This is a genomic window from Alphaproteobacteria bacterium, from assembly GCA_015231795.1.
Taxonomy (GTDB): Bacteria; Pseudomonadota; Alphaproteobacteria; order Rhodospirillales; family WMHbin7; genus WMHbin7.
On record JADGAX010000001.1, the window covers coordinates 595,206 to 621,206 of the forward strand.

The following is a 26,001-nucleotide window of genomic DNA, read 5'->3' on the forward strand; positions in this document are numbered from 1 at the left end:
CCCCTTACAGCGGGATATTGCCGTGTTTCTTCCACGGATTGCTTAGCTTCTTCTCGCGCAGCATGGCCAGCGAACGGCAAATGCGCTTCCTGGTCGCGTGCGGCATGATGACGTCGTCGATGAAGCCCCTGTGCCCCGCAATGAACGGATTTGCGAATTTCTGGCGGTATTCTTCGGTGCGCTCGGCGATCTTCTTGGCATCGCCGATGTCCGAGCGGAAGATGATCTCCACCGCGCCCTTGGGTCCCATGACGGCGATCTCGGCGGTCGGCCAGGCGAAATTGACGTCGCCGCGCAAATGCTTGGAACTCATGACGTCATAGGCGCCGCCATAGGCCTTTCTGGTGATCAGCGTGATCTTGGGCACCGTGGCCTCGGCATAGGCGTACAGCAGCTTGGCGCCGTGCTTGATGATGCCGCCATATTCCTGCGCCGTGCCGGGCATGAATCCCGGCACGTCGACCAGGGTCAGGATGGGAATGTTGAAGGCGTCGCAGAAACGCACGAAACGCGCTGATTTTCTGCTGCTGTCGATATCCAAACACCCGGCAAGCACCATCGGCTGATTGGCGATGATGCCGACGGTAGTCCCCTCCATGCGCCCGAAACCGACCACGATATTCCTGGCGTAGTCGGGCTGCACCTCGAAGAAGTCGCCCTCGTCGACGATCTTCAAGATCAGTTCCTTCATGTCGTAGGGCTTGTTGGGATTGTCAGGTATCAGCGTATCCAGGCTCATTTCCAGACGGTCGGAACTGTCGGCGGTGGGGCGCACCGGAGGCTTTTCGCGATTCGACGGCGGCAGGAAATCGACCAGCCTGCGCACCTGCAGCAGCGCTTCCACATCGTTCTCAAACGCCAGATCGGCAACGCCCGACTTGGACGAATGCGTGGCGGCGCCGCCCAGTTCCTCGGCGGTCACGGTCTCGTGCGTGACCGTTTTGACCACGTCGGGACCGGTCACGAACATGTAGGACGAATCCTTCACCATCATGATGAAGTCGGTCATGGCGGGCGAATAGACGGCGCCGCCGGCGCAAGGCCCCATGATCACGGAAATCTGCGGCACCACGCCCGAAGCCAGCACGTTGCGCTGGAACACTTCGGCGTAACCGGCCAGCGACGCCACGCCCTCTTGAATGCGAGCGCCGCCCGAATCGTTCATGCCGATCACGGGCGCGCCCACCTTCATGGCGTGATCCATGATCTTGCAGATCTTCTCGGCATGGGCCTCGGACAGCGAGCCGCCGAAAACCGTGAAGTCCTGGCTGAACACGAAAACAAGTCGGCCATTGACCGTGCCATAGCCGGTCACCACACCGTCGCCGGGGATGGTTTCCTTGTCCATGCCGAAATCGTGGCAGCGGTGCTCGACGAACATGTCCCATTCCTCGAACGAACCGGGATCGAGAAGCAGTTCGATGCGTTCTCGCGCCGTCAGCTTGCCCTTGTTGTGCTGGGCGGCGATGCGCCGTTCGCCGCCGCCCTTGCGGGCGCGTTCGCGTTTTTCTTCCAATTGCTGGATGATCTCGTGCATGCCTTGGACGTCCCCGCTTTTTGCTTGGCAGATATACGTAGCTATCGGATACCTTGCATCAAAGCGCCATGCAAGAGAATTGGGCAGGGAAATAACCCCCCATCAAGGTAGGCAATACCTATTCATAATTTATAGGTCGTTAACCTGGAGGGAGAACGGCGACCGGCCGCACCTTCTCTTCGTCGATTTCATCGCCGGGACGCGGCTCGACCACGGTCTTTAGCAACCGGCGCAGATATAACACGGCCCCATCGCGGTATTCCGGGCGAATGAAGGACCAGGTGCACCACAGGCCGCCCCTGGGTTCGTAGCTGAAAATCTCTTCGTCATCCAGGGCGCGCATCAAGGCCTGGCCCAGATCATCGTCAGAGGCCACATAGACCCATTCAGGCCTGACTCCCTTGTGCCAAACCACATAGACGCCGCCCTGACCCGGCAGGCCAACCTGATCCGGCTCCAGGCTGATCAGACGGTGGAAATGGCCCTTGGGGGATTTGGCCCAAGCAGGATCGACCGCAGCCGCGTTGGATACGCCGCCCGAATCGTCAGAGGAAAAAAGCCCCATGCGCATTCATCCTTGCAAATCATCCAATGTCCCATCCCCCGCCTATATATAGTGATGATCCCCCATCCGCGTTAAGTCTTTCTTAGCGCCCTTTGTTTGGGAAAAGGCCGTGATAGGACATGACAGACGCAAGAAGTCGGGCTATCCTTCTGGCGATTTCAGGACCTTATAGAGGAAGAATTCCATGTCGCAGATCCTGCTCAACCATATCCAGGGCTTGCTGAACAATCTTGGCCGCGACATCCAGTCGATGACGGAAAGCCAGAGCGATTCCCAGCAGCGCCTGTTCGAGGCCCTAGACGACATCTCGGCCCATTTGCTGGCCAGCCAAGCCATTCTGGTCGCCCTGATGGCTAAAACCCCGGTCGATCACGCCGAGGTTAAGGATTGGATCGTTGAACGGACCAAGCAGTACAACGAGGGCGGCAGCGAAAAGGCCTTGGCCCTGGCCGACTTCCTGCTGACCGGCAAGATTCCCGAGTGATCGACGCCCAGGAGGTTGTCCGCCTTCTGGGGCTGAAGCCGCACCCGGCGGAAGGGGGATGGTTCGTTGAAACTTGGCGGGGGGCCGATCAGCTTCCCGCATCCGCCCTTCCCGCCCGTTACGGCAATGCCCGCTCCGTCGGCACCGCCATCTACTATCTGCTGACCGCCCAGTCGATCTCGGCCCTCCATCGCCTGAAGAGCGACGAGATCTTCCATTTTTATCTTGGCGATCCAGTTGAAATGCTTCAACTATTCCCAGGTGGCGGCTCTCGCATCCTTCATCTGGGCCAAGACATCGCAGCCGGGCAACAGCCGCAAGCGCTTGTTCCCGCCGGGGCTTGGCAAGGGTCGCGACTACTTCCAAACGGCTCTTTCGCCCTTCTGGGCTGCACGGTCGCCCCTGGCTTCGATTTCCAAGATTACGAGCATGCTCTGGACAAGGCGGCCTTGCTGAAGGAATGGCCGGACCAAGCCGAGCGGATCGAAGCCCTGATCCGCCCCCCCGCCAGCGCTTAGGCCCATCGCATGACCGGCCTTCTGAAAATCCGCATCAAGCTCTGTTCCTTTGCCGCCCTGGGGCCAGGCAAGGTGGACCTACTGGCCGCCATCGGGCGTTTGGGATCGATTACGGCGGCTGCCAAGGACCAGGGCATGTCCTATCGCCGGGCATGGCTGCTGGTTGATGAAATGAACCGGGCTTTCAAGGACCCCGTGGTGACGGCCAGTTTTGGCGGCGCCAAAGGGGGCGGAGCCAGCCTGACCCAGACCGGGCTGACCGTGATCGACATTTACCGCCGGGTCGAAACCAAAGCTGAAGCCGCCATTGAGGCAGAACTGGAAACCCTTGAACGTTTGGTGTCCGAGACTCCGCGCCCCCTCAAGCCAGAGGGTTGCACAATGGGACGGAATAGGAAGTCGAGCTGAACTCAGACTTCAGCCATCGATAACAAGTCTCCTTTTCCAAATTTTTGACTCAAATCAAAATGTGATATTGCTGCGTTGCAAACACCTAGCGGATAGGCATCGGCAATTTGAACTTAATAAAAATCTAATAAAATTGTTTGTGATTGAAGGCATCAACTTTTGAAGCGAGCTGATGATTTTTTGATTACCTGAAATCCGAAAATGACATCTCGTAATAGATTTCCTGATCGGTTAGATTTCCAAGATGAGAGTCAACCGGGGTCAACCGGTTACCGCCCGGAGGGATGTATGACTGTTAAGCTGAAGGTGCTGCTGATCATGGCGGCTATCCTCTTGGCGTCGATCGCGTCGTCTAGTTTTGTCGTTTCCCGTCTCATTGCGCAGAAGCCTGTTCTGCTGGCTATGGAGCAGGACGTTGCGAAAGTGTCGAATTTCGGCGTGCCCTTGCTTGATTCCATCCGCGAAGCCAAGTCGGACGTCCAGTCGATGCGCAACGGATTCCTGAACGCCGCGCTGACCGGCGAGGCGGAGAGCTATGAGCGCGCGCAAGAGTTCGGCGCCAAGTTCGAGCAGACCGCCGAAGCGGCCCTCAACTTTTCCAACGAGCTTGGATTGACGGAAATTTCCAAAGGCCTCGAGGAATTGATGGGCGAATTGCCGCATATGATTCCGCTGGGCCAGGAAATGGCCGAAACCTTCCGCGGCAACAAGGTCCGTGGCGGCGAACTGCTTGAACAGTTCAGTCAGGGCAGCGAGGGCATCATCCTCAAGCTGGATGAATTGGCATCTCAAATCCAAGTCGAAACATTCGACCGCATGTCGGATTTGGCCAACAGTTCGGACGACATGAAAAAGATGGGCGATCAGCTTATCTTGACCATGCTGCTGGCAGGCGGCATCGCCCTTCTGATCGCCGGTTCCGGCGGCGCCTACCTTTACTTGATGATCGGTCGCCTATTGCATTACGTCGAAAAGGACATCGACGGGGTGATGGCCAAGGCGCCCGCCGAATCTCTGCACCTGAAGCCGGAACGCAAAGACGAATTCGGAAAGATCGCGCATGCCTTGCGCATCTTCCTGGACAAGTTGAGCGAGATGGACCGCCTGCAGGTCGAGCAGCGCGAAGTGGAACGCCGGGCGGAAGAAAAGCGCGTGAAGGACATGCTGACCATGGCCGACAAGCTGGAACGCGACGTCGGCAAAGTCATCGGCAGCGTCGCTTCGGCGGCTAGCGAAATGCAAAGCACGGCGGAAAACATGTCGTCGGTGGCCAAGGACACCACGCATCGCGCCAACGACGTCGCCCAATCGTCGGAGCGCGCCTCGGCCAATGTGCAGGCGGTGGCCAGCGCCGCCGAGGAATTGTCGGCGTCGATCAACGCCATCGGCCATCAGGTCGAGCAATCTTCGCATATCAGCCAGAACGCGGTGCAAGAGGCCGAACGCGCCGACACCCTGATTCAGGGGCTGGCGGAAGCCGCCAACCGCATTGGCGAGGTGGTCAGCCTGATCAACGACATCGCCTCGCAAACCAATCTGCTGGCCCTGAACGCCACCATCGAAGCCGCGCGCGCAGGCGAGGCCGGCAAGGGATTCGCCGTCGTCGCCAACGAAGTGAAAAATCTGGCCAACCAAACCGCCAAGGCGACCGAGGACATCACCCAACAAATTTCGTCGGTGCAATCGGCCACCAACGACACGGTAGACGCCATCCGCAGCATTGCCAAAACCATCACCCAGATCAACGACATCGCGGCCAGCATCACCAATTCCGTGGAGCAGCAGGGTGCCGCGACCGGCGAAATCGCCCACAATGCCCAACTGGCGGCCATGGGGGCCAGGGACGTTTCGGAACATATCGTCGAAGTTAGCCAGGGCGCCGAAAGCACCGGCACGTCGTCGGAAAGCGTTTTGTCGGCTTCGTCCGAATTGGCCAAGAACGCCGAACGCCTGCGCGGTCAGGTCGATGACTTCCTGCTTCACATCCGCAAGGGATCGGCGGCGTAGAGGCCGCGGTCAGCAGCAGAAAAAGAAAAAGGGCTGGAGAAATATCTCCAGCCCTTTTCTTATGCTGAAAGCCGATAGCTTAGTTCTTGCTCTTGTCGACCAGCTTGTTCTTGCCAATCCAGGGCATCATGCCGCGCAGCTTCTCGCCCACCACTTCGATCGGATGCTCGGCGTTCCTGCGGCGCGTCGCCTTGAAGCTGGGCTGACCGGCCTTGCATTCCAACACCCAGTCGCGCACGAAACGGCCCGACTGAATGTCTTCCAGCACGCGCTTCATCTCGGCCTTGGTCTCGGAGGTGATCAGGCGCGGACCCGTGCGATAGTCGCCATACTCGGCGGTGTTCGAAATCGAGTAGCGCATGTTGGCCATGCCGCCCTCATAGATCAGATCGACGATCAGCTTCACTTCGTGCAGGCATTCGAAATAGGCCATCTCGGGGGCGTAACCCGCCTCGGTCAGCGTTTCGTAACCGGCCTTGATCAGTTCGGTCAGGCCGCCGCACAGCACCGCCTGCTCGCCGAACAAATCGGTCTCGCACTCTTCTTTGAAGCTGGTCTCGATGATGCCCGAGCGACCGCCGCCGACGGCCGAAGCGTAGGACAGCGCGATTTCCAGAGCGTTGCCGGAAGGATTCTGATCGACCGCCACCAAACAGGGAACACCGCCGCCCTTCAGATACTCACCACGCACAGTATGGCCGGGACCCTTGGGGGCGATCATGAAGACGTCGATGTCGGCCCGGGCTTCGATCAGCTTGAAATGGATGTTGAGGCCATGGGCGAAAACCAGCGCAGCGCCCGGCTTCATGTTGGGAGCCAGATGGTCGCGGTAGAGATCGGCCTGCAATTCGTCAGGCGTCAAGATCATCACCACATCGGCCCACTTGGCGGCTTCGTCGGGCGTCATGACCTTCAACTTCTCGCCCTCGGCCTTCTTGGCGGAAGCGGAACCGGGGCGCAGGCCGACGGCCAGCTCCTTGACGCCGGAATCGCGCAGGTTCAACGCATGGGCGTGGCCCTGGCTGCCATAGCCGATGATGGCGACTTTCTTGCTCTTGATCAGGCCAAGGTCAGCGTCGCGGTCGTAATAAACGCGCATGAAGGGTACTCCCTTTCCAGTTCTTTAAAGTTAAAGCGGTTGCGTTCCACGGGCGATGGCGACGACGCCGGTACGCGACACGTCGACCAAGCCCAAAGGCTCCATGAGATTGATGAAGGCGTCGATCTTGTCGGATCGGCCCACGATTTCGAAGACAAAGGATTCGTTGGTGGCGTCCACCGTGCGGGCGCGGAAAATATCGGCGATGCGCAAGGATTCGACCCGCTTCTCGCCAATGCCCACCACTTTCACCAAGGCCAGTTCGCGTTCGACCGCCGGTCCGTCCTTGGTCAGATCGACCACCTTGTGAACCGGCACCAGACGCGACAACTGCGCCTTGATCTGCTCGACGATCTGCGCCGTGCCGGATGTGACGATGGTGATGCGCGACAGATTCTCGCGCGCCGCCACTTCGGCCACCGTCAAACTTTCGATATTGTAGCCGCGCCCCGAAAACAGGCCGATCACGCGGGCCAGAACGCCCGGCTCGTTGTCGACCAGAACGGCGATGGTATGGCGATGCTTGTGCGGATGATGCTTGCCAGTCATGTCCATCCCCTTACACCAGAACCATGCCGTCTTCGCTTGATGGATTTTCCGCCTCGTCTTCAGGCCCCATCAGCATTTCGTTGTGCGCAGCCCCCGCCGGAATCATCGGGAAGACGTTTTCCGAGGCGTCGGTGCGCACATCCAGAATGAAGGCGCCCGGCGTTTCGATCATTTCCATGATCGCGGCGTCGAGTTCGGCGGGTTTGTCGACGCGCCTGCCCTTGGCGCCGTAGGCATCAGCCAGCTTCACGAAGTCGGGATGCACATCCATGTGGCTTTCGGCATAGCGACCGCCATGTAGCAATTCCTGCCACTGGCGCACCATGCCCAGATACTGGTTGTTCAAGATGAATATCTTCACCGCCAGACGTTCCTGGGCCAGCGTCGCCATCTCCTGGATGTTCATCTGGATCGAGGATTCGCCTGCGATGTTCACCACCAGCTTGTCGGGGAAGGCCACCTGCGCGCCCATGGCGGCGGGCAGGCCGAAGCCCATGGTGCCCAAGCCGCCCGAAGTCAGCCAATGTCTGGCCACGTCGAACTTGGCGAACTGGGCGGCCCACATCTGATGCTGCCCGACTTCGGTGGCGATGATGGGATCGCGATCCTTGGTCAATTCGTACAAACGTTCGATGGCGTATTGCGGCTTGATCAGCTTCTTGCTGTTGACGTAGCGCAGGCAATCCTTCGAGCGCCAGCCGTCGATGGTGCGCCACCAGTTCTTCAGCGCCTTTTCATCGACATGCAGCTGCTTGGCCTTCCACACGCGGATCATGTCTTCCAGCACATGGCCGACATCGCCCACGATGGGCACATCGACCATGATGTTCTTGTTGATCGACGACGGATCGATGTCGATGTGGATCTTTTTGGAATGGGGCGAGAAGGCCGAGGTCTTGCCGGTGACGCGGTCGTCGAAACGGGCGCCGATGCACACCATGACGTCGCAGCCATGCATGGCCAGATTCGCCTCATAGGTGCCGTGCATCCCGACCATGCCCAGGAATTGCGGGTTCGAGGCGGGTACCGATCCCAGCCCCATCAGGGTCTGCGTGAAAGGGAATCCGGTCAGCTTGACCAGCTTGGCGGCCAAATCGATGGCCGCATTGCCCGAATTGATGACGCCGCCGCCGAAATACAAAATCGGCTTCTTGGCGCTGGCCATCAATTCGACCGCTTCCTCGATGCGCTCGAGATCGCCCTTCACTTTGGGGATATACGATTTATGGCGCACCTTGCCGATGCCGACATATTTGCCCTTGGCGGTCATCACATCCTTGGGCAGATCGATCACTACCGGACCGGGACGCCCGGTCTTCGCGACATAGAAGGCTTCGTGAACCACGCGGGCCAGATCATTCACGTCCTTGACCAGATAATTGTGCTTGGTGCAAGGCCGCGTGATGCCGGTGGTGTCGGCTTCCTGGAAGGCGTCGTTGCCGATCAGGCTGGTCGGCACTTGGCCGGTGAGGCAGACCATCGGCGTGGAATCCAGCATGGCGTCCAAAAGACCGGTGACGGCGTTGGTCGAGCCGGGGCCGGAGGTAACCAGCACGCAGCCGACCTTGCCGGTCGAACGGGCATAGCCTTCCGCCGCATGGACGGCGGCCTGCTCGTGGCGCACCAGGATATGGCGCAGCCGGTTCTGCTTGAAAATCTCGTCATAGATCGGCAGAACGGCGCCGCCCGGATAGCCGAAGACGACCTCGACGCCCTGTTCGGTCAGGGCTTTCAATAGGATTTCCGCGCCGTTGAGATCGTGGTCGTGACTCATCTCTTTATAGAATCCATCATGCCGAAGAAGGGCGAGAGACTAGACTTAAGCGTCTAGTCGGTCAACAGAAAGTCGCGAATAATTGGAAAGATTTTTGGCCACAGACTTTCCGAAAATTGCGCGGGCAGGACATGGCTGGGTTGCATTTGGTGCCTGAACCAAGTCACTTGGCGCTTGGCGTAATGGCGGGTGGCGGCCTGGGCCAAGGCAACGGCTTGGTCCTGCGACATCTCGCCTTTCAGATGGCGAATCAGTTCTTTAAGGCCCAGGGCGCGCAACAAGGGCAGGTCAATCGGTGCATCTTGATAGAAGGCGGCCTCGTTCATGGCGCCCATTTCCAGCATTTTCAAGAATCTAGCGTCGCAGGAACGGTACAACTCCTCGCGTTCAGGCATCACGAACAGGCTGACGAAACGGGCAGGAAAGGGCTTGCCCTTCATCAGTTGCCAGTCGGCCAGCGAACGGCCAGTCGCCTCCAACACCTCCCAGGCCCTGGTCAAACGCTGGGTATCGGTGGGGCGCAAGCGGGCCGCCATCACGGGGTCGCGTTCCTTCAGACGGGCATGCAAAGCCGCCGCCCCGATTTCCGACGCCAGCACGCGGGCCGAGTTCCGGTAGGGATCGGGCACGTCCGGCATGGGGGCCAGACCTTCGACCAAAGCCTTCAGGTACAAGCCCGTGCCGCCGGTCAGGATGGGTAGACGTCCTGCCTCATGCGCCTTGCCGATTTCTCCGGCCGCCATCTTGGCCCATCTGGCCGCCGAACAGGTTTCTTCCGCTTCCAGCACGCCATACAGCCGATGCGGCACGGCTTCCTCGTCGGCCAAGGATGGCCTTGCGGTCAGGATGCGCAAGCCGCGATACATTTGCAGCGCGTCGGCGTTGATGATCGCGCCGCCGAAGGCCAAGGCGGCCTGCATCGCCAGCCCCGACTTGCCCGAAGCCGTCGGACCTGCGATGACCAGAACCGGCTTTAAGGACGGATCAGTCAAGCGGGTTGGAGACCATGCCGTCGGCCAGCTTGGGTTCGAACCAAGTGGATTTGGGCGGCATCACCCGATTGGCGTCCGCCACCGAAACCAAATCGTCCATGCTGGTGGGATAAAGCGCGAAAGCCGCCGCCATTTCGCCGGAATCGACGCGCTTTTCCAACTCGCCAAGGCCGCGCTTGCCGCCCACGAAATCGATGCGCTTGTCCTTGCGCAGATCCTCGATGCCGAACAAAGGTGCCAGCACCAGATCGGTGAGCAAGCTGACATCCAGCGACTGCACGGGATCAAGCCCCTGGGGTTCGGCCTTCAGCGTCATCAGGAACCAGCGCCCCTTCAGATACAGGCCGATCTGGCGCTTGGTCTGCGGCTTGGCCTGGGCCTTCGTCTCCTCGACCTTAAACGTCTTGGCGAGTTTCTCCAGCAGTTCGGCCTCGCTCATGCCGTTCAAATCCTTGACCACGCGGTTGTAGTCAAGGATGCGCATTTCATCGATGGGATAGGACACAACCAGGAACGAGTTGTGGGCGGCTTCTTCGCCGCCTTTGCCCGAGCGCGCCTTGGCGATGCGCGAAGCTGCGGCCGAACGGTGATGGCCGTCGGCGATGTAGACGGCATTTTGCGCCTCGAAAGCGTCGGTCACGGTTTTGATGTCGGCGTCCTGATCGATCACCCACAGCGCATGGCCAATGCCGTCATGGGCCGCGAAATCATAGGCGGCGGGCAAGGCCGTGACGCGGGCGACGATGTCGCTGACCGCCTTGATCGGGCGATGGGCCAGCAGCACCGGGCCGGTCTGGGCGTTCACGCTGTCGATCTGGCGCACGCGGTCGTCTTCCTTGTCGGGGCGGGTGAATTCGTGCTTGCGGATGCGGTTGACGTCATAGGCCGCCACCGAAGCCGCCGCCACGATGCCGGTTTGCACATGGTCGCCCATCCGAAGGCGATAGACGTAATAGCAGGGCTTGGGGTCGCGCTTGATCACGCCCGCCTCGATCATCTTCTTCAGATTCTCGGCCCCCTTGGCGTAAACCTCGGGCGCATAGGGGTCCGTCCCCACGGGCAAATCGATCTCGGGCTTCGAGATGTGCAAGAAACTGTGCGGCTTGCCCTTGGCCAGGTCCCTCGCCTCCTCGCTGTTCAGCACGTCATAGGGGGGGGCCGCCACCTGGGAAGCCAGTTCTGGGGCGGGGCGCAGGCCGGGAAAGGGACGGAAAAGGGGTAAGGACACGGGCAAACCTCCTGTCTGGAAGGCTCGTGTCTAGCCCGTCCGGCCCCCTCATGCAAGGGTTTGAAAGCCCAACCGTATCGGCTAGACTAAGACCATGCGCTTCTTCGTTTTTCTCGCCCTGCTGCTCGCCCTGGCCCCCGCGGTCCAGGCCCAGGCGCCTGCCCAAGGGCAAGTCCGCGCCCAAGGCAAGGAATTGAAGGACGCCCAGCCCGCGCCTGAGGCGATGGCTCCGGTCAATCCCGACAAGCCCTATGATTTCAGGGCCGAGTTGCGCGTCATTTTGATGGAACTGTCGCTTTACGCCCACAAACGCGACAAGAATTTCCAGGTTCTGCTGCGCGACGGTGCGGCCATTCTCGAAAAGGATTACTGGGAATACATCCTGGAAGAGATCGTGAATCCCAAGATCGACGACGACAAGCGAGTTCCCATGCATGGGCTGATGCGCCCCTTGGCCAGGGCCATCGACGGGGTGGTGGAAGACAATCTGTCTTGCGCCGACGCGCCGCCCAAGGAGCAGACGATCCGCCTGAAAACGCTTTCCGAGTTCAGGAAACTGGGCAAGCGCCTGCTGACCATCGATTTCTGCATGGGCCAAGCGGCGGATCTTGCTTTGACCAACGCCAGGAAATTGGGGGCCATCCCCTATGTCGCCGTGGACATGACCGAACTGAACATGATTCCCTCGGGCAGGCCGCCCGGCGAAAACCCCAGGCCGATCCTAAGCCTGGACGACGCCAGGAATTTCCTGGCCGTTCTCGACACCAAGCGCTTCGGACCCAAGTCCAAGGCGGTTCTCGCCCTGGTCGAAACCAACCAGGACCTGCTGATTCTCGACGTCGCCCAGGGCGTTGCGCAAGAACCCCTGACCAAGCAGGAAATCTATCAGCTGAAGTTCAAGAAGATCGGCAGCCCCAGAAAGGTGATCGCCCGCCTGCCGCTGACCTACGCCAATGCCGGCGCGCCCTACTGGCAGCCGACCTGGAAGGAAGGCAGCCCGGCATGGCTGGTCGCCGCCGACCCATCCAATCCCGACCGTTTCACCGTCGATTACCGGCACAAGGAATGGAAAGACATCCTGGGCCGCTATCTCAAATGGATCATGGATCTGGGCTTCGACGGCGTGATGTTCGACGAGACCGGCGGCTGGCGCTATTTCGAAACTATCTATCCCTTGAATTGATGCCCCACAGGCGAACCCATCTGAATATGTCGGCGATGGCGCTTCTGGCCCTGTTGTGCCTGCTGTGGGGATTGCAGCAAGTATCGATCAAACTAGCCAACGAAGGCGTCTCGCCGGTCATGCAGGCGGGTATCCGCTCGACAGGCGCCGCAGCCTTGCTGTGGATATGGATGACGATCAGAGGCCAGAAACTGCTGGCGCGCGACCAAAGCCTATGGCCCGGCCTGATCGCGGGAACGCTGTTCGCCGTGGAGTTCCTGTGCATCTATTGGGGCCTGTCCTTCACCACGGCATCGCGCAGCATCATCTTCATCTATACCGCCCCCTTCGTGGTGGCGTTGGGCGCGCAGCTTTTCCTGCCCCACGAAAAGCTGCGGTTACTGCAAGCCATGGGCCTTGGTTGCGCCTTTCTGGGCATCGTGATCGCCTTCGCCGACGGGTTGGTATTGGCATCGCCAACCATGCTGTATGGCGATCTGCTGGCCCTGGCCGGGGCCATCTTGTGGGGGGCGACCACGGTGCTGGTCAAGGCCACGGTGCTGGCCCGCATTTCGCCCGCCAAGACCCTGTTCTATCAATTGGCCGTCTCGGCCTTGGCGCTGGTTCCCGCCTCGATTCTGATGGGCGAACCAGGCATAACCATGCTGTCGCCGCTTGTCGTCGGCTGCCTGCTTTTTCAGACCGTGATCGTCGCCTTCGCCAGCTATCTGGCCTGGTTCTGGCTTGTGGCGCATTATCCGGCGGCGCGGCTGGCATCGTTCACCTTCCTCACACCCCTCTTCGGTTTGGCCGCCGGAGGGATTATCCTTAGCGAGCCGATCACGCCGCTGCTGCTGGCGGCCCTTGCCCTGGTGGCGGCGGGAATCTGGCTGGTCAACCGTCCGGACGCTGCGAAATGCTGAAGCTCAGCCATTCCTACGAAGAGACATGCCGGACATTCCGCTGGCACATTCCCGAACATTACAATATCGGGGTGGACGCCATCGACAAGCATGCCGGCCTGGGGGCCGACGGCAACCGCACGGCGCTGATCACCGAACTGGAAAATGGCGAGGTGGGGCGTTACAGCTTCGCCGACATCAAGCGCCTGTCCAACTGCCTTGCCAACGCGTTGCACGGATTGGGCGTGCGAAAAGGCGACCGGGTCGCCATTCTTCTGTCGCAATCGCTGGAAACGGCGCTGGCCCATATCGCCACCTACAAGCTGGGCGCCATCGCGGTTCCCTTGTTCACCTTGTTTGGCGAAGACGCGCTTCTCTACCGCCTGTCCGATTCGTCGGCCAGGCTTTTGATCACCGACATGGAGAATCTCGACAAGGTGATGGCGCTGAAAAGCGAACTGCCGCGCCTGGACAATCTGCTGGTGGTGGGGGCCAAGGGCAAGGGCGGCGTCACCGATTTCTGGGCCGCCATGATGAGTGCTTCGGACCAATTCACACCCGAAGACACATTGGCCGACGATCCGGCGCTGATCATTTACACCTCGGGCACCACCGGCAGTCCCAAGGGCGCCTTGCACGCCCATCGCACGCTTCTGGGCCATCTGCCGGGCGTGGAGTTTCCGCAAGACTTCTTCCCCAAATACGGCGACCTGTTTTGGACGCCCGCCGACTGGGCCTGGATCGGCGGCTTGCTCGACGTGCTGCTGCCCGCTTGGCATCATGGCGTTCCCGTGCTGGCGCACCGGGCGCGCAAATTCGATCCCGATTTCGCCATGCATCTGATGGCGCGCCACGGCGTGCGCAACGTCTTCTTGCCGCCCACGGCGCTTAAGCTGATGCGCCAAGCGGGTTCCTTCACGGCCAAGCCTCGTTTGCGCAGCATCGGATCGGGTGGCGAAACGCTGGGCGAGGAATTGCTAGACTGGGGAAAATCTACTTTCGGCGTCACGATCAACGAATTCTACGGCCAGACGGAATGCAATCTGGTGGTCGGCAATTGCGCTTCGGTGATGGAGGTGCGCAAGGGGTCGATGGGACGCGCCATTCCCGGCCACGACGTCGAGATCGTCGATGACGACGGCATTCCCCAACAGCCTGGAACGCCCGGCCATATCGCCATCCGCCAAGGCGATCCGGTGATGTTTCTCGAATATTGGCACAACCCCGACGCCACCAGGGACAAGTTCGCCAATGGATGGCTGCTGACCGGCGACATGGGCGTGCGCGACATCGACGGCTATTTCTGGTTCCAGGGCCGCTCTGACGATGTGATCACCTCGGGCGCTTACCGCATCGGCCCCGGCGAGATCGAGGATTGCCTGATCCGCCACCCGGCCGTCGCCATGGCCGCCGTGATCGGCGTGCCCGACCCGGTGCGCACCGAAAGCATCAAGGCCTTCATCGTGACCAAACCGGGCCACCAGCCGAAGGATCACGAGGCCGACCGGGCATTGGCCGATGCGATCCGCAGCCATGTGAAGACGCGCATGGCGCAATACGCCTATCCGCGCGAGATCGAATTCGTGACCGAACTGCCCATGACCGCCACCGGCAAGATCAAGCGCAAGGACCTGCGCGAGATGGAAAAGGCCAAGCGATCAGAATGACTATACTGCCGTAGAAACCGCCAAAACAGGAGGCTGGCATGACCAAACAGATCGACTATTGCTATGCGTTGGTGTCGCCCTGGAGTTTCATCGGTCATGCCCGCTTGCAAGACATCGCCAAGCGCCATGACGCCGTCATCAACTTCAAGCCGGTCAATCTGGGCAAGCTGTTTCCCGCCACCGGCGGCACCATGTTCAAGGACCGCCATCCGGCCCGCTTGGCCTATCGTTTGGTCGAGATCGAGCGCTGGAACAAGCATCTCAATTTCGGTTTGAATACGCAGCCGAAATATTTTCCCGTCCCCGACCAGATGGCGGCCTGCCTGACCATCGAGGCGGGCAGGCAGGGCCGTGACATGGGCGCGCTTTCGCTGGCCTATATGCGGGCCGTGTGGAAGGAAGAACGCAATCTGGCCGACGCGGCAACGGTGGCAGCCATTGCCGATGAACAGGGCTTGGACGGCAAAGGCTTGCTGGCCCAATCGGGAGAAGGTTCGCAAGCCCATCTGCAATGGGAAGCCAACACCGCCGAGGCCATCGCCAAGGGCGTTCATGGCGTGCCTTGGTACGTCTATAACGGCGAACCATTCTGGGGTCAGGATCGGCTGGATTTTCTGGATAAGGCGCTGGAGAAGTAGAACGACCCGTTCTATGCCTTGGGAAAGACCAGAATAAACCGGCTGCCTTCGCCCGGCGTCGATTCAGCGTCGATCAAGCCGCCGTGGTGCTCGGCGATCTTGCGGCACAGCGCCAAACCGATTCCCGTTCCCTCGCAGTGATCGGCGGGAACCAGACGCTGGAAAATGGCGAACATGCGATCCTTGTGCTTGGGATCGAAACCGGTTCCGTTGTCGGCCACGACGATCCGCCAGGCATCGCCCATATCCTCCCATTCAACAGCGATCGCTGGCGAGCGCTCGGGGGAATGGTATTTCAGGGCGTTGCCGATCAAATTTTGAAACAGGCGCGTCAGCTCCATCCGGTCACCCATGATGGAAGGCAATCCGGGTTTCAGTGTGACCGAAGCGGCGGTTTCGTCAATGGCGACCTTGAGATTCTGAATCGCATCGGCAACCACAGTCGATAGGCTGACCGGCTGGAACGGCTCGAGATTGCGACCGGTTCTGGAATATTCCAGCAAGCCTGTGATCAGCGCATCCATGCGCTTGGCGCCGTCGGTGGCAAAGCCGATGAAATCCGCCATGTCGGGATCAATCCGCTCACCCAGCCTTTTCTTGATCAGATTGAGATAGCTGGTCACCATGCGAAGCGGCTGGCGCATATCGTGCGAGGCGACGTAGGCGAACTGTTCCAATTCCTGATTGGCCCGTTTCAAATCCTGGGCTTGGCGATTGAGAAGCTCGTAGGCCCGCTTTCTCCTTGCCTCGCTTTCCAGAACCCGCCCCTGCTCCACCTTCAAGCGCCGATAGCCCAGCGCCAGAAAGACCATCAGAACGGCAATTACCGAAAGGGCGCCAAGCCCTACAAGAATGGCCGGGAAATAGCGTTCCCAAACATCATGGGCTGTGAATTCCGGCGCTTCTTCGAAGGGCGGCAGGCGCAGGACGCGGGCCAGATTTTCGACCGGCAGATAATCGGCAGGGACCGTGAAACCATGAATTCCGGCAGCCTTCGCGGCCTTGCTGTCCGGCTCGACATCGAAGAGCGCGCGGGCGATCTGGCGAACCAGCCGCTCATTGACATGAGGCAAAGCGGCAAAGGCCCATTCCGGATAAAGGCGCGTCGATACCAGAAATGGGAATGACGGTGGTTTTTGCGGATTGACCAGTTTCAAGCGGCCTTCGGGCAGGCTTCCTTCGCGGATCATGGCCTCGAAAATGCCGGTTCGGACGAAACCGGCATCCGCGCCGCCCGCCAACAAGGTTTTTACGACGCTGTCGTGCCCGCCCACATTCACAAGGTTGGCGTCATCAGGCAAATGAATGCCCGCCATCAGCAATTCATAGGCCTGGGTCTGATAGCCGCCCAGATATTTGGTTCCTGGATAGGCGATCTTGCGCCCTTTCAAATCCTTCAGCGTCTGAATGTCCGAACGGTCAGCAGGCGCCAGAATGGCCCCGCCCAGGCTGCTGACCGCGATGCCCTTGTCCAGCGATACCAGCGTGGCCAGTGCGCCAGTCAAACGATTGCGATGGCGAAGCAGCATGAAATGGCTGGGATTGGTAAAGACCATATCCAGCTTGCCCGCTTCCAGCGCCGCTTCGATCTCGGAAATATCCAGCGCCAGCATTCTGATCTTGATGCCGGGAATCGAGCGATTGAGATGATCCACCAGCGGCTGATACTGCTCAACCATAACCGGCTTGGGCCTGTAGGCGAAGATGCCCAGGTTCAGTTCTTCCTGAGCGCGGACGGCACTCGCCTGAAACAGCAGTGCTACCGCCAGCCCAACTCCCGCCAGCATGCCCGATAGACGCAACGTGCCCCCGCATTTTATTTAACGAGCGGATTTGCCCCGCTCTCTTATGACTGTCACATTATCTCAACCTGACCGCTTCGGAAAGCGCCAGGACGCAACCATGCGGCAAATTCGGCAAGCCGCAACGTTGCAGGGCGCGGTTCTTTACGCCGCGGAATGCCAGCCGACCGCAAAATCGAAAATAATTTTCCTTGTGACGTCCATCACAGCCCCCTGGCGGTGCTTAGAGCAGTATGGCGACTGGATACAGGTTGTCGGGCCGGAGGATTTTCCGGCGGCTGCCCGCCCCCGCGGGCGACGAAACCGCCGTTTGGATGTTCACCGTGTCGCTGGCCGGTATCCTTTTCCCTCAAGAGCAAACTTGGGCCGGGCTTGTCCCGGCCCACTTTTTTGTGCGCCGCGCTCATATTTTGACAAGTCCTTGTGGTTAAATTGACGATGGGCAACAAAGGCTCGAAATTTTTGTGGTTATATACAATCTTGGAAGCTGTTGGTTTTTTCACAAATTACGATTATCAAGAAGGCGGGGGACATGACCTAAGCCAGTTAGAGATGATTATGCCCAAAACGATCCTCATTGTTGAGGACAACGAACTGAACATGAAACTGTTCTGCGACCTTCTGGCCGCACATGGTTACGCCACCCTTCAGACGAGCGAGGGGGCGAACGTGCTGGGCATCATGCGCGAACAAAGACCCGACTTGGTCCTGATGGACATCCAACTGCCTGAAATATCAGGCATTGACGTCACGCGTATGATTAAGGCCGATGACGACCTTAAGGATATCCCGGTCATTGCCGTGACAGCCTTCGCCATGAAGGGCGACGAGGAAAAAATCCTGGAAGGCGGCTGCGACGCTTACATCACCAAGCCGATCTCGGTCGCCACCTTCATCGCGACCATCCAGAAATACCTTTAGATATCATCCGCCCGTGGCGCTCATGGCCCGCACGGCGCCCGGCCCCTGCGACAAAGTGCCGCCCGCCACGAAATCGTGTCCCCTGGGCTTGACGGCCAGAGCGTTCAGAATGGCGTCTTCGATCGCCTGATCGCTTTCGTTGGCCCGCAGCAGGGAACGAAGATCGACCCCGTCCTCGCGCCCCAGGCACAAATGCAGCTTTCCCGCCGCCGTCAGACGGACGCGGTTGCACGAATCGCAGAAATGATGGCTTAAGGGGGCGATCAGCCCCAGCCTGCCGCCGGTCTCCTGAACCTTAAGATAGCGCGCCGGGCCGTTGGTGCGTTCATCGGTCTCTTCCAACCGGTAGATTTGCGACAGACGTTCCAAAACCGCATCCAGGGGCAGATAAAGATCGGAACGCGCCTCGCCCATCGGCATGGTCTCGATCAGCACCAGATCGCAGCCGCGCTCGTGGCTCCAAGCCAGCAGATTGGCGATCTCGTGTTCGTTAACGCCCTTCATCAACACGCAATTGAGCTTGACGCGCAAGCCCGCCGCCCTGGCGGCTTTGATGCCAGCCAGCACCCTGGCCAGATCGCCCTGGCGGGTGATGGACTTGAAGATGGCGGGGTCCAGCGTGTCGAGCGAGACATTGACCCGCTTAACCCCCGCCAGAGCCAGGCCGCTCGCATAGTCCGCAAGTCTGGTGGCGTTGGTGGTCAGGCTGAGTTCGGACAGGCCCCGCCCCAGCCATTGGCCAAGATTCTCGAAAAGGCTAAGGACATTGCGCCGGATCAGGGGTTCGCCGCCAGTGATGCGCAATTTTTGAACCCCCATGCGCATGAACAGGGCGCACAGACGCTCGATCTCTTCCAGTGTCAGGATTTCCGGGCGCGAGACGAAACGCGTTTCGTCATTCATGCAATAGGAGCAGCGCAGATCGCAGCGGTCGGTCGCCGAAACCCGTAAATAGTCGATCCTTCGTCCGAACGCATCCTGCATGGGCTTTGTCCCGTCCCGTTCCCCACAATATGGGCAATCGGTCTAGGCTTACCAGCTTTTCCCAGGCGAAAACTTGACGAATGCCAAGAATGGCGCGTTTTATCCCGCCACCACCTTGATCGTCTGGCCGGGTTTTAATGGCTGGCCGGGATCGATGTCGTTCAACAGCATGAACCAATCGGCGTTGTATTCGTTGAAAGGCATCGTGGCGCTCAGCCGCTCGGGCGTATCGCCCGCATGGGCCTTGACGACGATCAGACGCAAGGGTTTGACCCGGGCGGCCTCCTCGGCGGTCAGACGCCTGAAGCTGTAGGTGGTGCGCTTGAAATCCTCCTCGAAACCGCTGGCCTGGCTTCTGGGGGTGACGAACATGAAGCGGTAGATCTGGTTGGCGTCATAGCGGATGGCCAGCAGCCGCACGTAAACCGGCTGTCCGTTGGCCTGGCCTTGGGTGACCCCGGTGGCCGCCTCCATGCCGTTCACGGTAATGGCCTCCAACTGCGTCACGTTCGAGCGCGGCATCCATTCGCGGCCGATATAGCTGGACATGTTGCCATTGCCGCGCGGCTTGGCGCCGTCAAAAATGATGATCGCCCCCTTTGAATGGCTGGCCACCACCTTGGAAGGGCTGTTGGACAGGCGGAACCCTTTGGGAATGTCGAAACCGAAGCGCAAAGCGGGATGCAGGAAACTTTGCCCCTTCATCATGCCCTGCTCGGGATCGTCGCCGAACAGCATGCCATTGATCATGTCCAGATAGCGGTTCCGTTCAAGCCGGGCGTTGGCCACCGACAGGTTGCGCAGCCGGTTTGCCGCCGCATCCACGCGTTCCTTGGTTTGCGGATGGGTGGCCATCATGTCGAACTGATCGACCGCATCCGGGCTTTTGCCCGCCATGCGCGCCTGCAACTGGGAATGTTTGCGCAAACTCGCCAGGAAATTGACCATGGCGTCGGGTTCGTAGCCGGAACGGGTCATGTAGCGGTGGCCCAACAGATCGGCCTCCATTTCATGCTCGCGCGAATAGGATTGCAAGAAAGCCTGGGCGCCGTACTGGGCGACATTCATCAGCCCCTGCCCGGCCTGTCCCGCCCCCATCACCGAAAGCCCGATGGCCGCCGCCATCAGTCCGATATTGGTCGCCATGCCGGAACTGTAGCGCTGAGCCGAATGCCTAGCCACCACATGGCCGATCTCGTGTCCGACCACGCCCGCCAATTCCGCCTCGTCCTGGCATAGCGCCATCAGGCCGCGGCTGATGCAAACGAAGCCGCCAGGCAAGGCGAAGGCGTTGATAATGTCCGAATTGAGAACAGTGAAGGTGAATTTGGCGTCGGGGGTTTCCGACTGGCGGAGCAATTCGTTTCCCAAGGAAGTCAGGTAGCTGCTGACGCGCGCATCCTTGTATTCGCCGCCAAACTCACTTACTAATGAGGGAAATTGTTCGCTGCCGATCTTCTTTTCTTCATCGGTCGATAAAAGGCCGGTGAAGCTGGATTGTCCTGTGGCCGGGTTGACGCTGCAACCGCTTAGACACCAAGGTGCCAGCCCCGCCAAAGCGGAACCGGACAAAAACCCCTTCAGCAGGCGGCGGCGCCCAATCTCGTTGCAATCGCACATCAGAGTCTCACCCTTTCCTCTTTTGCATGCATCTCATGTTAATACGCCGGGACGGGGATGCAAACTTTCCCTCGACTTCACAGGTCAACATCCCTATTTTCCAATCAAGATTATGGCCTTTTTCCGGCGGAGTTTCAGTTCCAGTGCGACCGATCGAGATATTGCTTGTCGAAGACAACATGGCGGACGCCCGTTTGGTGGTTGAAGCCTTCAAGGACTCGCATGTCCTGAACAGCATCAATCATGTCCTGGACGGCGCCGACGCCATGGATTATCTGCGCCGTCAGGGATCGCACGCCCAGGCGGGCCTGCCCGATCTGGTTTTGCTGGACCTCAACCTGCCCAAGAAGGACGGGCGCGAGGTGCTGGAAGAGATTCGCAAGGACCCCAAGCTGCATCGCCTGCCGGTGATCGCGCTGACCACATCGGAATCGGAAGCCGACATCCTGCGCTGCTACGAGTTGGGAGCCAACGCCTACATCGTCAAGCCCGTCGACTTCGACAAGTTCATCGCCGTCGTGCAGTCGATTGGCGTGTTCTGGCTTCAAATCGTCACCCTGCCCAGCCACATCTGACCGGTCAGAGTCCATGCAGTTTCTCGACTTCGAAAAGCCGATTGCTGAACTTGAAGGCAAGATCGAGGAGCTTCGGCATCTGACCGACGCTGGCGACATCAATATCGCCGAGGAAGTGTCCAAGCTGAACGCCAAGGTCGAGAAGCTGCTGCGCTCGACCTACGCCAAGCTGACCCCCTGGCAGAAAACGCAGGTGGCCCGCCATCCCGAACGTCCGCATGCCTGCGATTACATCCAAGCCCTGATCGAGGATTACGTGCCGCTTTCGGGCGACCGCGCCTTTGCCGAAGACAAGGCCATCGTAGGCGGATTGGGCCGCTTCAATGGCCGTTCGGTGGTGGTGATCGGCCTGGAGAAGGGGCGCGACACCGACAGCCGCATCAAGCACAATTTCGGCATGGCCAAGCCCGAAGGCTATCGCAAGGCCAAGCGGCTGATGCAGATGGCCAATCAGTTCAGGCTGCCGCTCCTGTCCTTCGTCGATACATCCGGCGCCTATCCCGGCGTCGATGCCGAAGCCAGGGGTCAAGCCGAGGCGATTGCGCGCTGCATCGAAACCGGCCTTGATTTGCGCGTGCCCTATATCTCGACGGTGATCGGCGAGGGCGGATCGGGCGGCGCCATCGCCATCGCCACCGGCAACGTGGTCTTGATGCTGGAACACGCCATCTATTCGGTGATCTCGCCGGAAGGCTGCGCTTCGATTCTGTGGCGCTCGGGCGATCAGGCCAAGGACGCCGCCGAGGCTTTGAAGCTGACCGCCCAGGACCTGCTGAAGCTGGGCGTTATCGATCAGGTGGTGCCGGAACCTTTGGGCGGCGCGCACCGCGCCCCGGACGTCGCCATGAAGACATTGGGCGACGCCATCGAAAGCGCGCTTAGGGATCTTTCCGGCCTGGAAGGCGGTGTGCTTCGTTCGCGCAGGCGCGAGAAGTTCATCGACATGGGCCGCGCGGCGCCCGGGCATTGATAGCACCCCGCCGCAAAGCCTTTTCCCTATCGGCGCTTGTCGCCGTCGCAGTTACCGTCCTTGCACAAGCAAATGACGCAAGCGCCGCAAGCGCTAATTTCCATCCAGCCACGACGGAAGCGGAAATGGCGCTTGACGCCATCATCCGCATGTCCGAGCGCGACGAAGGCTATGTCGACTTTGCCGTCAAGGCCCCCTGGCGCAATAAAAGCAAGGATCGCCAATACGGGCAGACTGTCAGCAAGGGTCTGCAATCGGCCTGGGCCAAGGCGGAAACGCTGAGCGTGCAGAAAAACTGCAAAGGCAAATATCTGGAAGGCGAGCTTTGCGGGCTTGGCTTCAACCCATTGTCCTGCGCCCAGGATTTGAGCGACGAGGCCTATCTCTATCAAACCCAAAAAGCCAGCGGCTCGTTGGCCGTCATTTCATATCGATGGCCGCGCGGCGGCGACATCGTCGCCACCTACAAAATGATCCGCCAAGGCGACGGCTGGATTCTGGACGGCGTTTCTTGCCATCCGTCCCCCAGCTTCAATATGAAGGAATGAGTTTTCAATAACTCTTTGACCTTCGACGTTGGAAGTGGAATTTGATCCATGTTTCAATCCGTCATGGCCGGGCTTGACCCGGCCATCCACGTTGTTGCTTCGAAAATATCTGAAGGCAAGGCGTGGATGCCCGGCACAAGGCCGGGCATGACGATGAGTTGAAAGATTGGCAAGTCCACATGATACGTCGAAGAGACAAAATCCTCCCCTTGTGACCTTCGTCACTTTCTTGCCGCAATTCCTTACGTAATCTCGCCATCATTGGGCCGTTAGAATGACGGCTATCAGGGACATCGGACGGATGGGGGATTTAGATGACGAATTTCGAGAGATGCTTGATAGCACTTTGGCGGTTGATCAGCGGCAGTCCGCCGCCGCCGCGTCACTATCAAGCGTGAAAGCCGCCGCGATCAACGCCTTGGTGTAGGGGGCTTGCGGGTTGTCGAAAATGGCGCCCGCCTCGCCCTCTTCCACCTTCTTGCCGTCCTTCATCACCAAGATGCGGTGCGACAGCGCCTTGACGACGCGCAGGTCGTGGCTGATGAACAGATAGCCCAAGCGATAGCGTGCCTGCAGCTTCAAAAGAAGATCGACGATCTGCGCCTGCACGGTCAGGTCAAGCGCGCTGGTCGGCTCGTCCAGCACCAGGAATTTCGGCTTCAGCGCCAAGGCCCTGGCGATCGCGATGCGCTGGCGCTGGCCGCCCGAGAATTCATGCGGATAGCGTTCCATCATCGACGGATCAAGCCCCACTTCGCTCAAGGCCTCGGCGATCAAACCGCGACGTTCGGGAATGGTGCGCCCGATCTTGTGCAGTTCAAGCCCCTCGCCCACGATGTCGGCGATGTTCATGCGCGGGCTTAACGCGCCGTACGGATCTTGGAAAACGATCTGCATCTCGCGGCGCAAGGGGCGCAAGGCTTGGCTTGAAAGACCATCCAACGCCTTGCCTTGCAAACGGATGGCGCCGCTTGAACGTTCCAGTCTCAGAAGCGCGAGACCCAGGGTGGTTTTGCCGGAACCAGACTCGCCCACCACGCCCAAGGTTTCGCCTTCGCGAACGGCGACATCCAGGCCGTCCACCGCCTTGATGTGGCCGACCGTGCGCTTGAAGACGCCCTTTTTGATCGGAAACCAAACCTTGATCTCTTGGCCTTCCATCACCTTGGGAGCGTTGGCAGCCACCATCCCCGGCGTTCCCTTGGGTTCCGATGCGATCAGGCTCTGCGTGTAGGGATGCTGGGGATTGGAAAAAACCTCGGCCATCGGTCCGGTTTCCACGATCTCTCCCTTGGTCATCACGGCCACCCGGTCGGCCATGCGCCTGACCAGCGTCAGATCGTGGGTGATCATCAACAGCGCCATGCCGAAACGGGCCTGAAGCTCTTTCAGCAGCTTTAAGATTTGCGCTTGGATGGTGACGTCAAGCGCCGTCGTCGGCTCGTCGGCGATCAGCAGATCGGGTTCGCCCGCCAGCGCCATGGCGATCATCACGCGCTGGCGCTGTCCGCCCGACAATTCATGCGGAAGAGCGTTCAGACGTTTGGCGGCCTCGCTCAAGCCCACCAGATTGAGCAGTTCGATCACACGCCCTTCGGCTTCGGCGCCCTTAAGGCCCTTATGCAATTCGAGCACCTCGCCCACTTGGCGACCGATGGCGTGCAACGGGTTCAGCGAGGTCATCGGTTCTTGGAAGATCATCGCCACCTTGGCGCCGCGGAAATGGCGAAGCGCATCTTCGGAAGCGTTCAGAATGTCCTGGCCCTCGAAGCGGATGGCGCCGGTGGGATGCCAAGCCTTCGGATAAGGCAGCAAGCCGGGAATCGACAGAGCGGAAACGGATTTGCCGGAACCGGATTCGCCCACCAGGGCCAACGTCTCGCCCTTGGCCAAGGAGAATGAAATGCCGCGCACGGCCTTCACCTCGGACTCGCCTCGCCCGAAAGAGACCGACAAATTCTCAACCTCGATCAAAGTCGTCATGTCTTCGATTTCCTGGGATCGAAGGCGTCGCGCGCCGCCTCGCCAACGAAGACCAGCAGGGTCAAAAGCAGGGCCAGCAAAACGAACCCGGTAATGCCCAGCCAGGGAGCTTGCAGATTTTCCTTGCCCTGGCGCAGCAGATCGCCCAGCGAAGCCGAGCCGGGCGGCAGGCCCAGCCCCAGAAAATCCAGCGCCGTCAGGGCCACGATGGAACTGGACAGGATGAAGGGCGTGAAGGTGAAGGTGGCGACCATGGCGTTGGGCAGGACATGGCGGAACATGATGGCGAAATCGCCCACCCCCAGCGCCCTGGCCGCCCGCACGTAATCGAAATTGCGCCCGCGCAGAAACTCGGCCCGCACCACGCCGACCAGCGCCGTCCACGAGAACAGCAGCAGCACGGCCAGCAAGGTCCAGAATCCCGGCACCAGCACCGAGGTGACGATGATCAGGATGAACAGTTGCGGCAAACTTCCCCAGATTTCCAGGAAACGCTGGAAGAACAGATCGACAAGGCCGCCAAAATAGCCCTGCACAGCCCCTGCCGCCACGCCGACCGCCGAGGAAAGCGCCGTCAGCAGCAAGCCGAACAGAATGGAGACGCGCAGACCGTAGATCAGCCGCGCCAACACGTCGCGGCCCTGATCGTCGGTGCCCAGCCAGTTCACGGACGAGGGCGGCGCTGGTGCCGGCACCGGCAGATCGCGGTTGATGGTGGCGTTGCCGAAACGGATCGGCGGCCAGACCGCCCAGCCGTTCGACGAAATGCGCTCGATGATGAAGGGATCGCGGTAATCGGCGCTGGTGGGAAAATCGCCCCCGAAGGCCGTTTCCGGATAGTCGAAGAGAACGGGAGCGTAAAACGCCCCTTCATAGCGCACGACAAGCGGGCGGTCGTTGGCGATCAGTTCGGCGAATAGGGTGGACAGGAACAAGACCAGAAACAGCCAAAGCGACCAGTAGCCGCGCCGGTTGGCGGCAAACTGGCCCAGGCGCCGTTTCGTGATGGGGCTTAGCCTGATGCGCATGAGACAGATGTACCCGAAGCCGACGCTTTGTGAAAGAGCG

At 59.9% G+C, this 26,001-nt stretch carries 24 protein-coding genes; 12 read left to right on the forward strand and 12 right to left on the reverse strand.

The features are described 5' to 3' along the window. Positions 1-4 precede the first annotated feature (4 nt). Positions 5-1,537 carry an acyl-CoA carboxylase subunit beta gene (locus HQL44_02880; GenBank protein ID MBF0267517.1) on the reverse strand — a complete coding sequence of 511 codons (1,533 nt, stop codon included), beginning with the start codon at positions 1,535-1,537 and terminating at the stop codon, positions 5-7. A 139-nt stretch (positions 1,538-1,676) separates the two neighbouring features. Further along, positions 1,677-2,102, reverse strand: coding sequence for a hypothetical protein (locus tag HQL44_02885; protein MBF0267518.1), 426 nt, complete (start codon positions 2,100-2,102; stop codon positions 1,677-1,679). A 184-nt stretch (positions 2,103-2,286) separates the two neighbouring features. Here HQL44_02885 and HQL44_02890 point away from each other — a divergent pair, with 184 nt between their 5' ends. From HQL44_02890 to HQL44_02905, 4 genes are all read left to right on the forward strand, one after another. After that, on the forward strand, positions 2,287-2,586 hold the full coding sequence (locus HQL44_02890) for a hypothetical protein (protein MBF0267519.1): 300 nt from the start codon (positions 2,287-2,289) through the stop codon (positions 2,584-2,586). Then, entirely contained in the window at positions 2,586-3,104 is a 519-nt protein-coding gene (locus HQL44_02895) for a cupin domain-containing protein (GenBank protein ID MBF0267520.1), read from the forward strand. The genes HQL44_02890 and HQL44_02895 overlap by 1 nt, the downstream gene beginning before the upstream one ends. A 9-nt stretch (positions 3,105-3,113) precedes the next feature. Further along, positions 3,114-3,512 (forward strand): LysR family transcriptional regulator, encoded by a 399-nt coding sequence (locus HQL44_02900; GenBank protein MBF0267521.1) that lies wholly within the window; start codon positions 3,114-3,116, stop codon positions 3,510-3,512. A gap of 288 nt (positions 3,513-3,800) precedes the next feature. After that, positions 3,801-5,519, forward strand: a complete 1,719-nt coding sequence (locus HQL44_02905; GenBank protein ID MBF0267522.1) for a methyl-accepting chemotaxis protein — start codon at positions 3,801-3,803, stop codon at positions 5,517-5,519. Between the two features lie 79 nt (positions 5,520-5,598). Here the strand turns inward: HQL44_02905 and ilvC are convergent, their stop codons facing one another. The 5 genes from ilvC to HQL44_02930 are packed head-to-tail and all read right to left on the reverse strand — an operon-like array spanning position 5,599 to position 11,161. Next, on the reverse strand, positions 5,599-6,618 hold the full coding sequence (gene ilvC, locus HQL44_02910) for a ketol-acid reductoisomerase (protein MBF0267523.1): 1,020 nt from the start codon (positions 6,616-6,618) through the stop codon (positions 5,599-5,601). A 30-nt stretch (positions 6,619-6,648) separates the two neighbouring features. Beyond that, positions 6,649-7,167, reverse strand: coding sequence for an acetolactate synthase small subunit (gene ilvN, locus HQL44_02915; GenBank protein ID MBF0267524.1), 519 nt, complete (start codon positions 7,165-7,167; stop codon positions 6,649-6,651). 10 nt (positions 7,168-7,177) lie between these two features. Next, positions 7,178-8,941 (reverse strand): acetolactate synthase 3 large subunit, encoded by a 1,764-nt coding sequence (locus HQL44_02920; GenBank protein MBF0267525.1) that lies wholly within the window; start codon positions 8,939-8,941, stop codon positions 7,178-7,180. 53 nt (positions 8,942-8,994) lie between these two features. Then, positions 8,995-9,933, reverse strand: coding sequence for a tRNA (adenosine(37)-N6)-dimethylallyltransferase MiaA (gene miaA / locus HQL44_02925; GenBank protein MBF0267526.1), 939 nt, complete (start codon positions 9,931-9,933; stop codon positions 8,995-8,997). Continuing rightward, positions 9,926-11,161, reverse strand: a complete 1,236-nt coding sequence (locus HQL44_02930; GenBank protein ID MBF0267527.1) for a DUF1015 domain-containing protein — start codon at positions 11,159-11,161, stop codon at positions 9,926-9,928. Before HQL44_02930 ends, miaA begins: the two co-directional genes overlap by 8 nt. Before the next feature lie 94 nt (positions 11,162-11,255). Between HQL44_02930 and HQL44_02935 the strand changes: the two genes are divergently transcribed. Genes HQL44_02935 through HQL44_02950 form a run of 4 tightly spaced genes read left to right on the forward strand, consistent with a single transcriptional unit; the run spans position 11,256 to position 15,530 of the window. After that, entirely contained in the window at positions 11,256-12,344 is a 1,089-nt protein-coding gene (locus HQL44_02935; protein ID MBF0267528.1) for a hypothetical protein, read from the forward strand. Then, positions 12,344-13,246, forward strand: coding sequence for a DMT family transporter (locus tag HQL44_02940; protein MBF0267529.1), 903 nt, complete (start codon positions 12,344-12,346; stop codon positions 13,244-13,246). Before HQL44_02935 ends, HQL44_02940 begins: the two co-directional genes overlap by 1 nt. Then, entirely contained in the window at positions 13,240-14,892 is a 1,653-nt protein-coding gene (locus HQL44_02945) for an acyl-CoA synthetase (GenBank protein MBF0267530.1), read from the forward strand. The genes HQL44_02940 and HQL44_02945 overlap by 7 nt, the downstream gene beginning before the upstream one ends. Positions 14,893-14,930: 38 nt before the next feature. Next, entirely contained in the window at positions 14,931-15,530 is a 600-nt protein-coding gene (locus HQL44_02950) for a 2-hydroxychromene-2-carboxylate isomerase (protein MBF0267531.1), read from the forward strand. Positions 15,531-15,541: 11 nt separating this feature from the next. On the opposite strand, the gene HQL44_02955 is transcribed toward HQL44_02950, so the two are convergent. Further along, positions 15,542-17,317: a PhnD/SsuA/transferrin family substrate-binding protein gene (locus HQL44_02955; protein ID MBF0267532.1), complete on the reverse strand. Its 1,776-nt coding sequence runs from the start codon at positions 17,315-17,317 to the stop codon at positions 15,542-15,544. A gap of 573 nt (positions 17,318-17,890) precedes the next feature. Between HQL44_02955 and HQL44_02960 the strand changes: the two genes are divergently transcribed. Next, positions 17,891-18,253 (forward strand): response regulator, encoded by a 363-nt coding sequence (locus HQL44_02960; GenBank protein MBF0267533.1) that lies wholly within the window; start codon positions 17,891-17,893, stop codon positions 18,251-18,253. A gap of 3 nt (positions 18,254-18,256) precedes the next feature. Here HQL44_02960 and moaA read toward each other — a convergent pair whose 3' ends face one another. Further along, entirely contained in the window at positions 18,257-19,237 is a 981-nt protein-coding gene (gene moaA / locus HQL44_02965) for a GTP 3',8-cyclase MoaA (protein MBF0267534.1), read from the reverse strand. A gap of 99 nt (positions 19,238-19,336) precedes the next feature. Next, positions 19,337-20,857, reverse strand: a complete 1,521-nt coding sequence (locus HQL44_02970) for a M48 family metalloprotease (protein ID MBF0267535.1) — start codon at positions 20,855-20,857, stop codon at positions 19,337-19,339. 35 nt (positions 20,858-20,892) lie between these two features. Between HQL44_02970 and HQL44_02975 the strand changes: the two genes are divergently transcribed. The 3 genes from HQL44_02975 to HQL44_02985 all read left to right on the forward strand — a co-directional run bounded on the left by HQL44_02975 (position 20,893) and on the right by HQL44_02985 (position 22,950). Beyond that, positions 20,893-21,432, forward strand: a complete 540-nt coding sequence (locus tag HQL44_02975) for a response regulator (GenBank protein MBF0267536.1) — start codon at positions 20,893-20,895, stop codon at positions 21,430-21,432. A 13-nt stretch (positions 21,433-21,445) separates the two neighbouring features. After that, a complete protein-coding gene (locus HQL44_02980; GenBank protein MBF0267537.1) occupies positions 21,446-22,402 on the forward strand; it encodes an acetyl-CoA carboxylase carboxyltransferase subunit alpha in 957 nt (318 codons plus the stop codon). Positions 22,403-22,527: 125 nt separating this feature from the next. Next, complete coding sequence (locus tag HQL44_02985) at positions 22,528-22,950, forward strand: hypothetical protein (GenBank protein MBF0267538.1); 423 nt, start codon at positions 22,528-22,530, stop codon at positions 22,948-22,950. A gap of 357 nt (positions 22,951-23,307) precedes the next feature. Here HQL44_02985 and HQL44_02990 read toward each other — a convergent pair whose 3' ends face one another. Both HQL44_02990 and HQL44_02995 read right to left on the reverse strand, forming a co-directional pair. Further along, complete coding sequence (locus tag HQL44_02990; GenBank protein MBF0267539.1) at positions 23,308-24,933, reverse strand: ABC transporter ATP-binding protein; 1,626 nt, start codon at positions 24,931-24,933, stop codon at positions 23,308-23,310. Beyond that, a complete protein-coding gene (locus tag HQL44_02995; GenBank protein MBF0267540.1) occupies positions 24,930-25,961 on the reverse strand; it encodes an ABC transporter permease in 1,032 nt (343 codons plus the stop codon). Before HQL44_02995 ends, HQL44_02990 begins: the two co-directional genes overlap by 4 nt. Positions 25,962-26,001 lie beyond the last annotated feature (40 nt).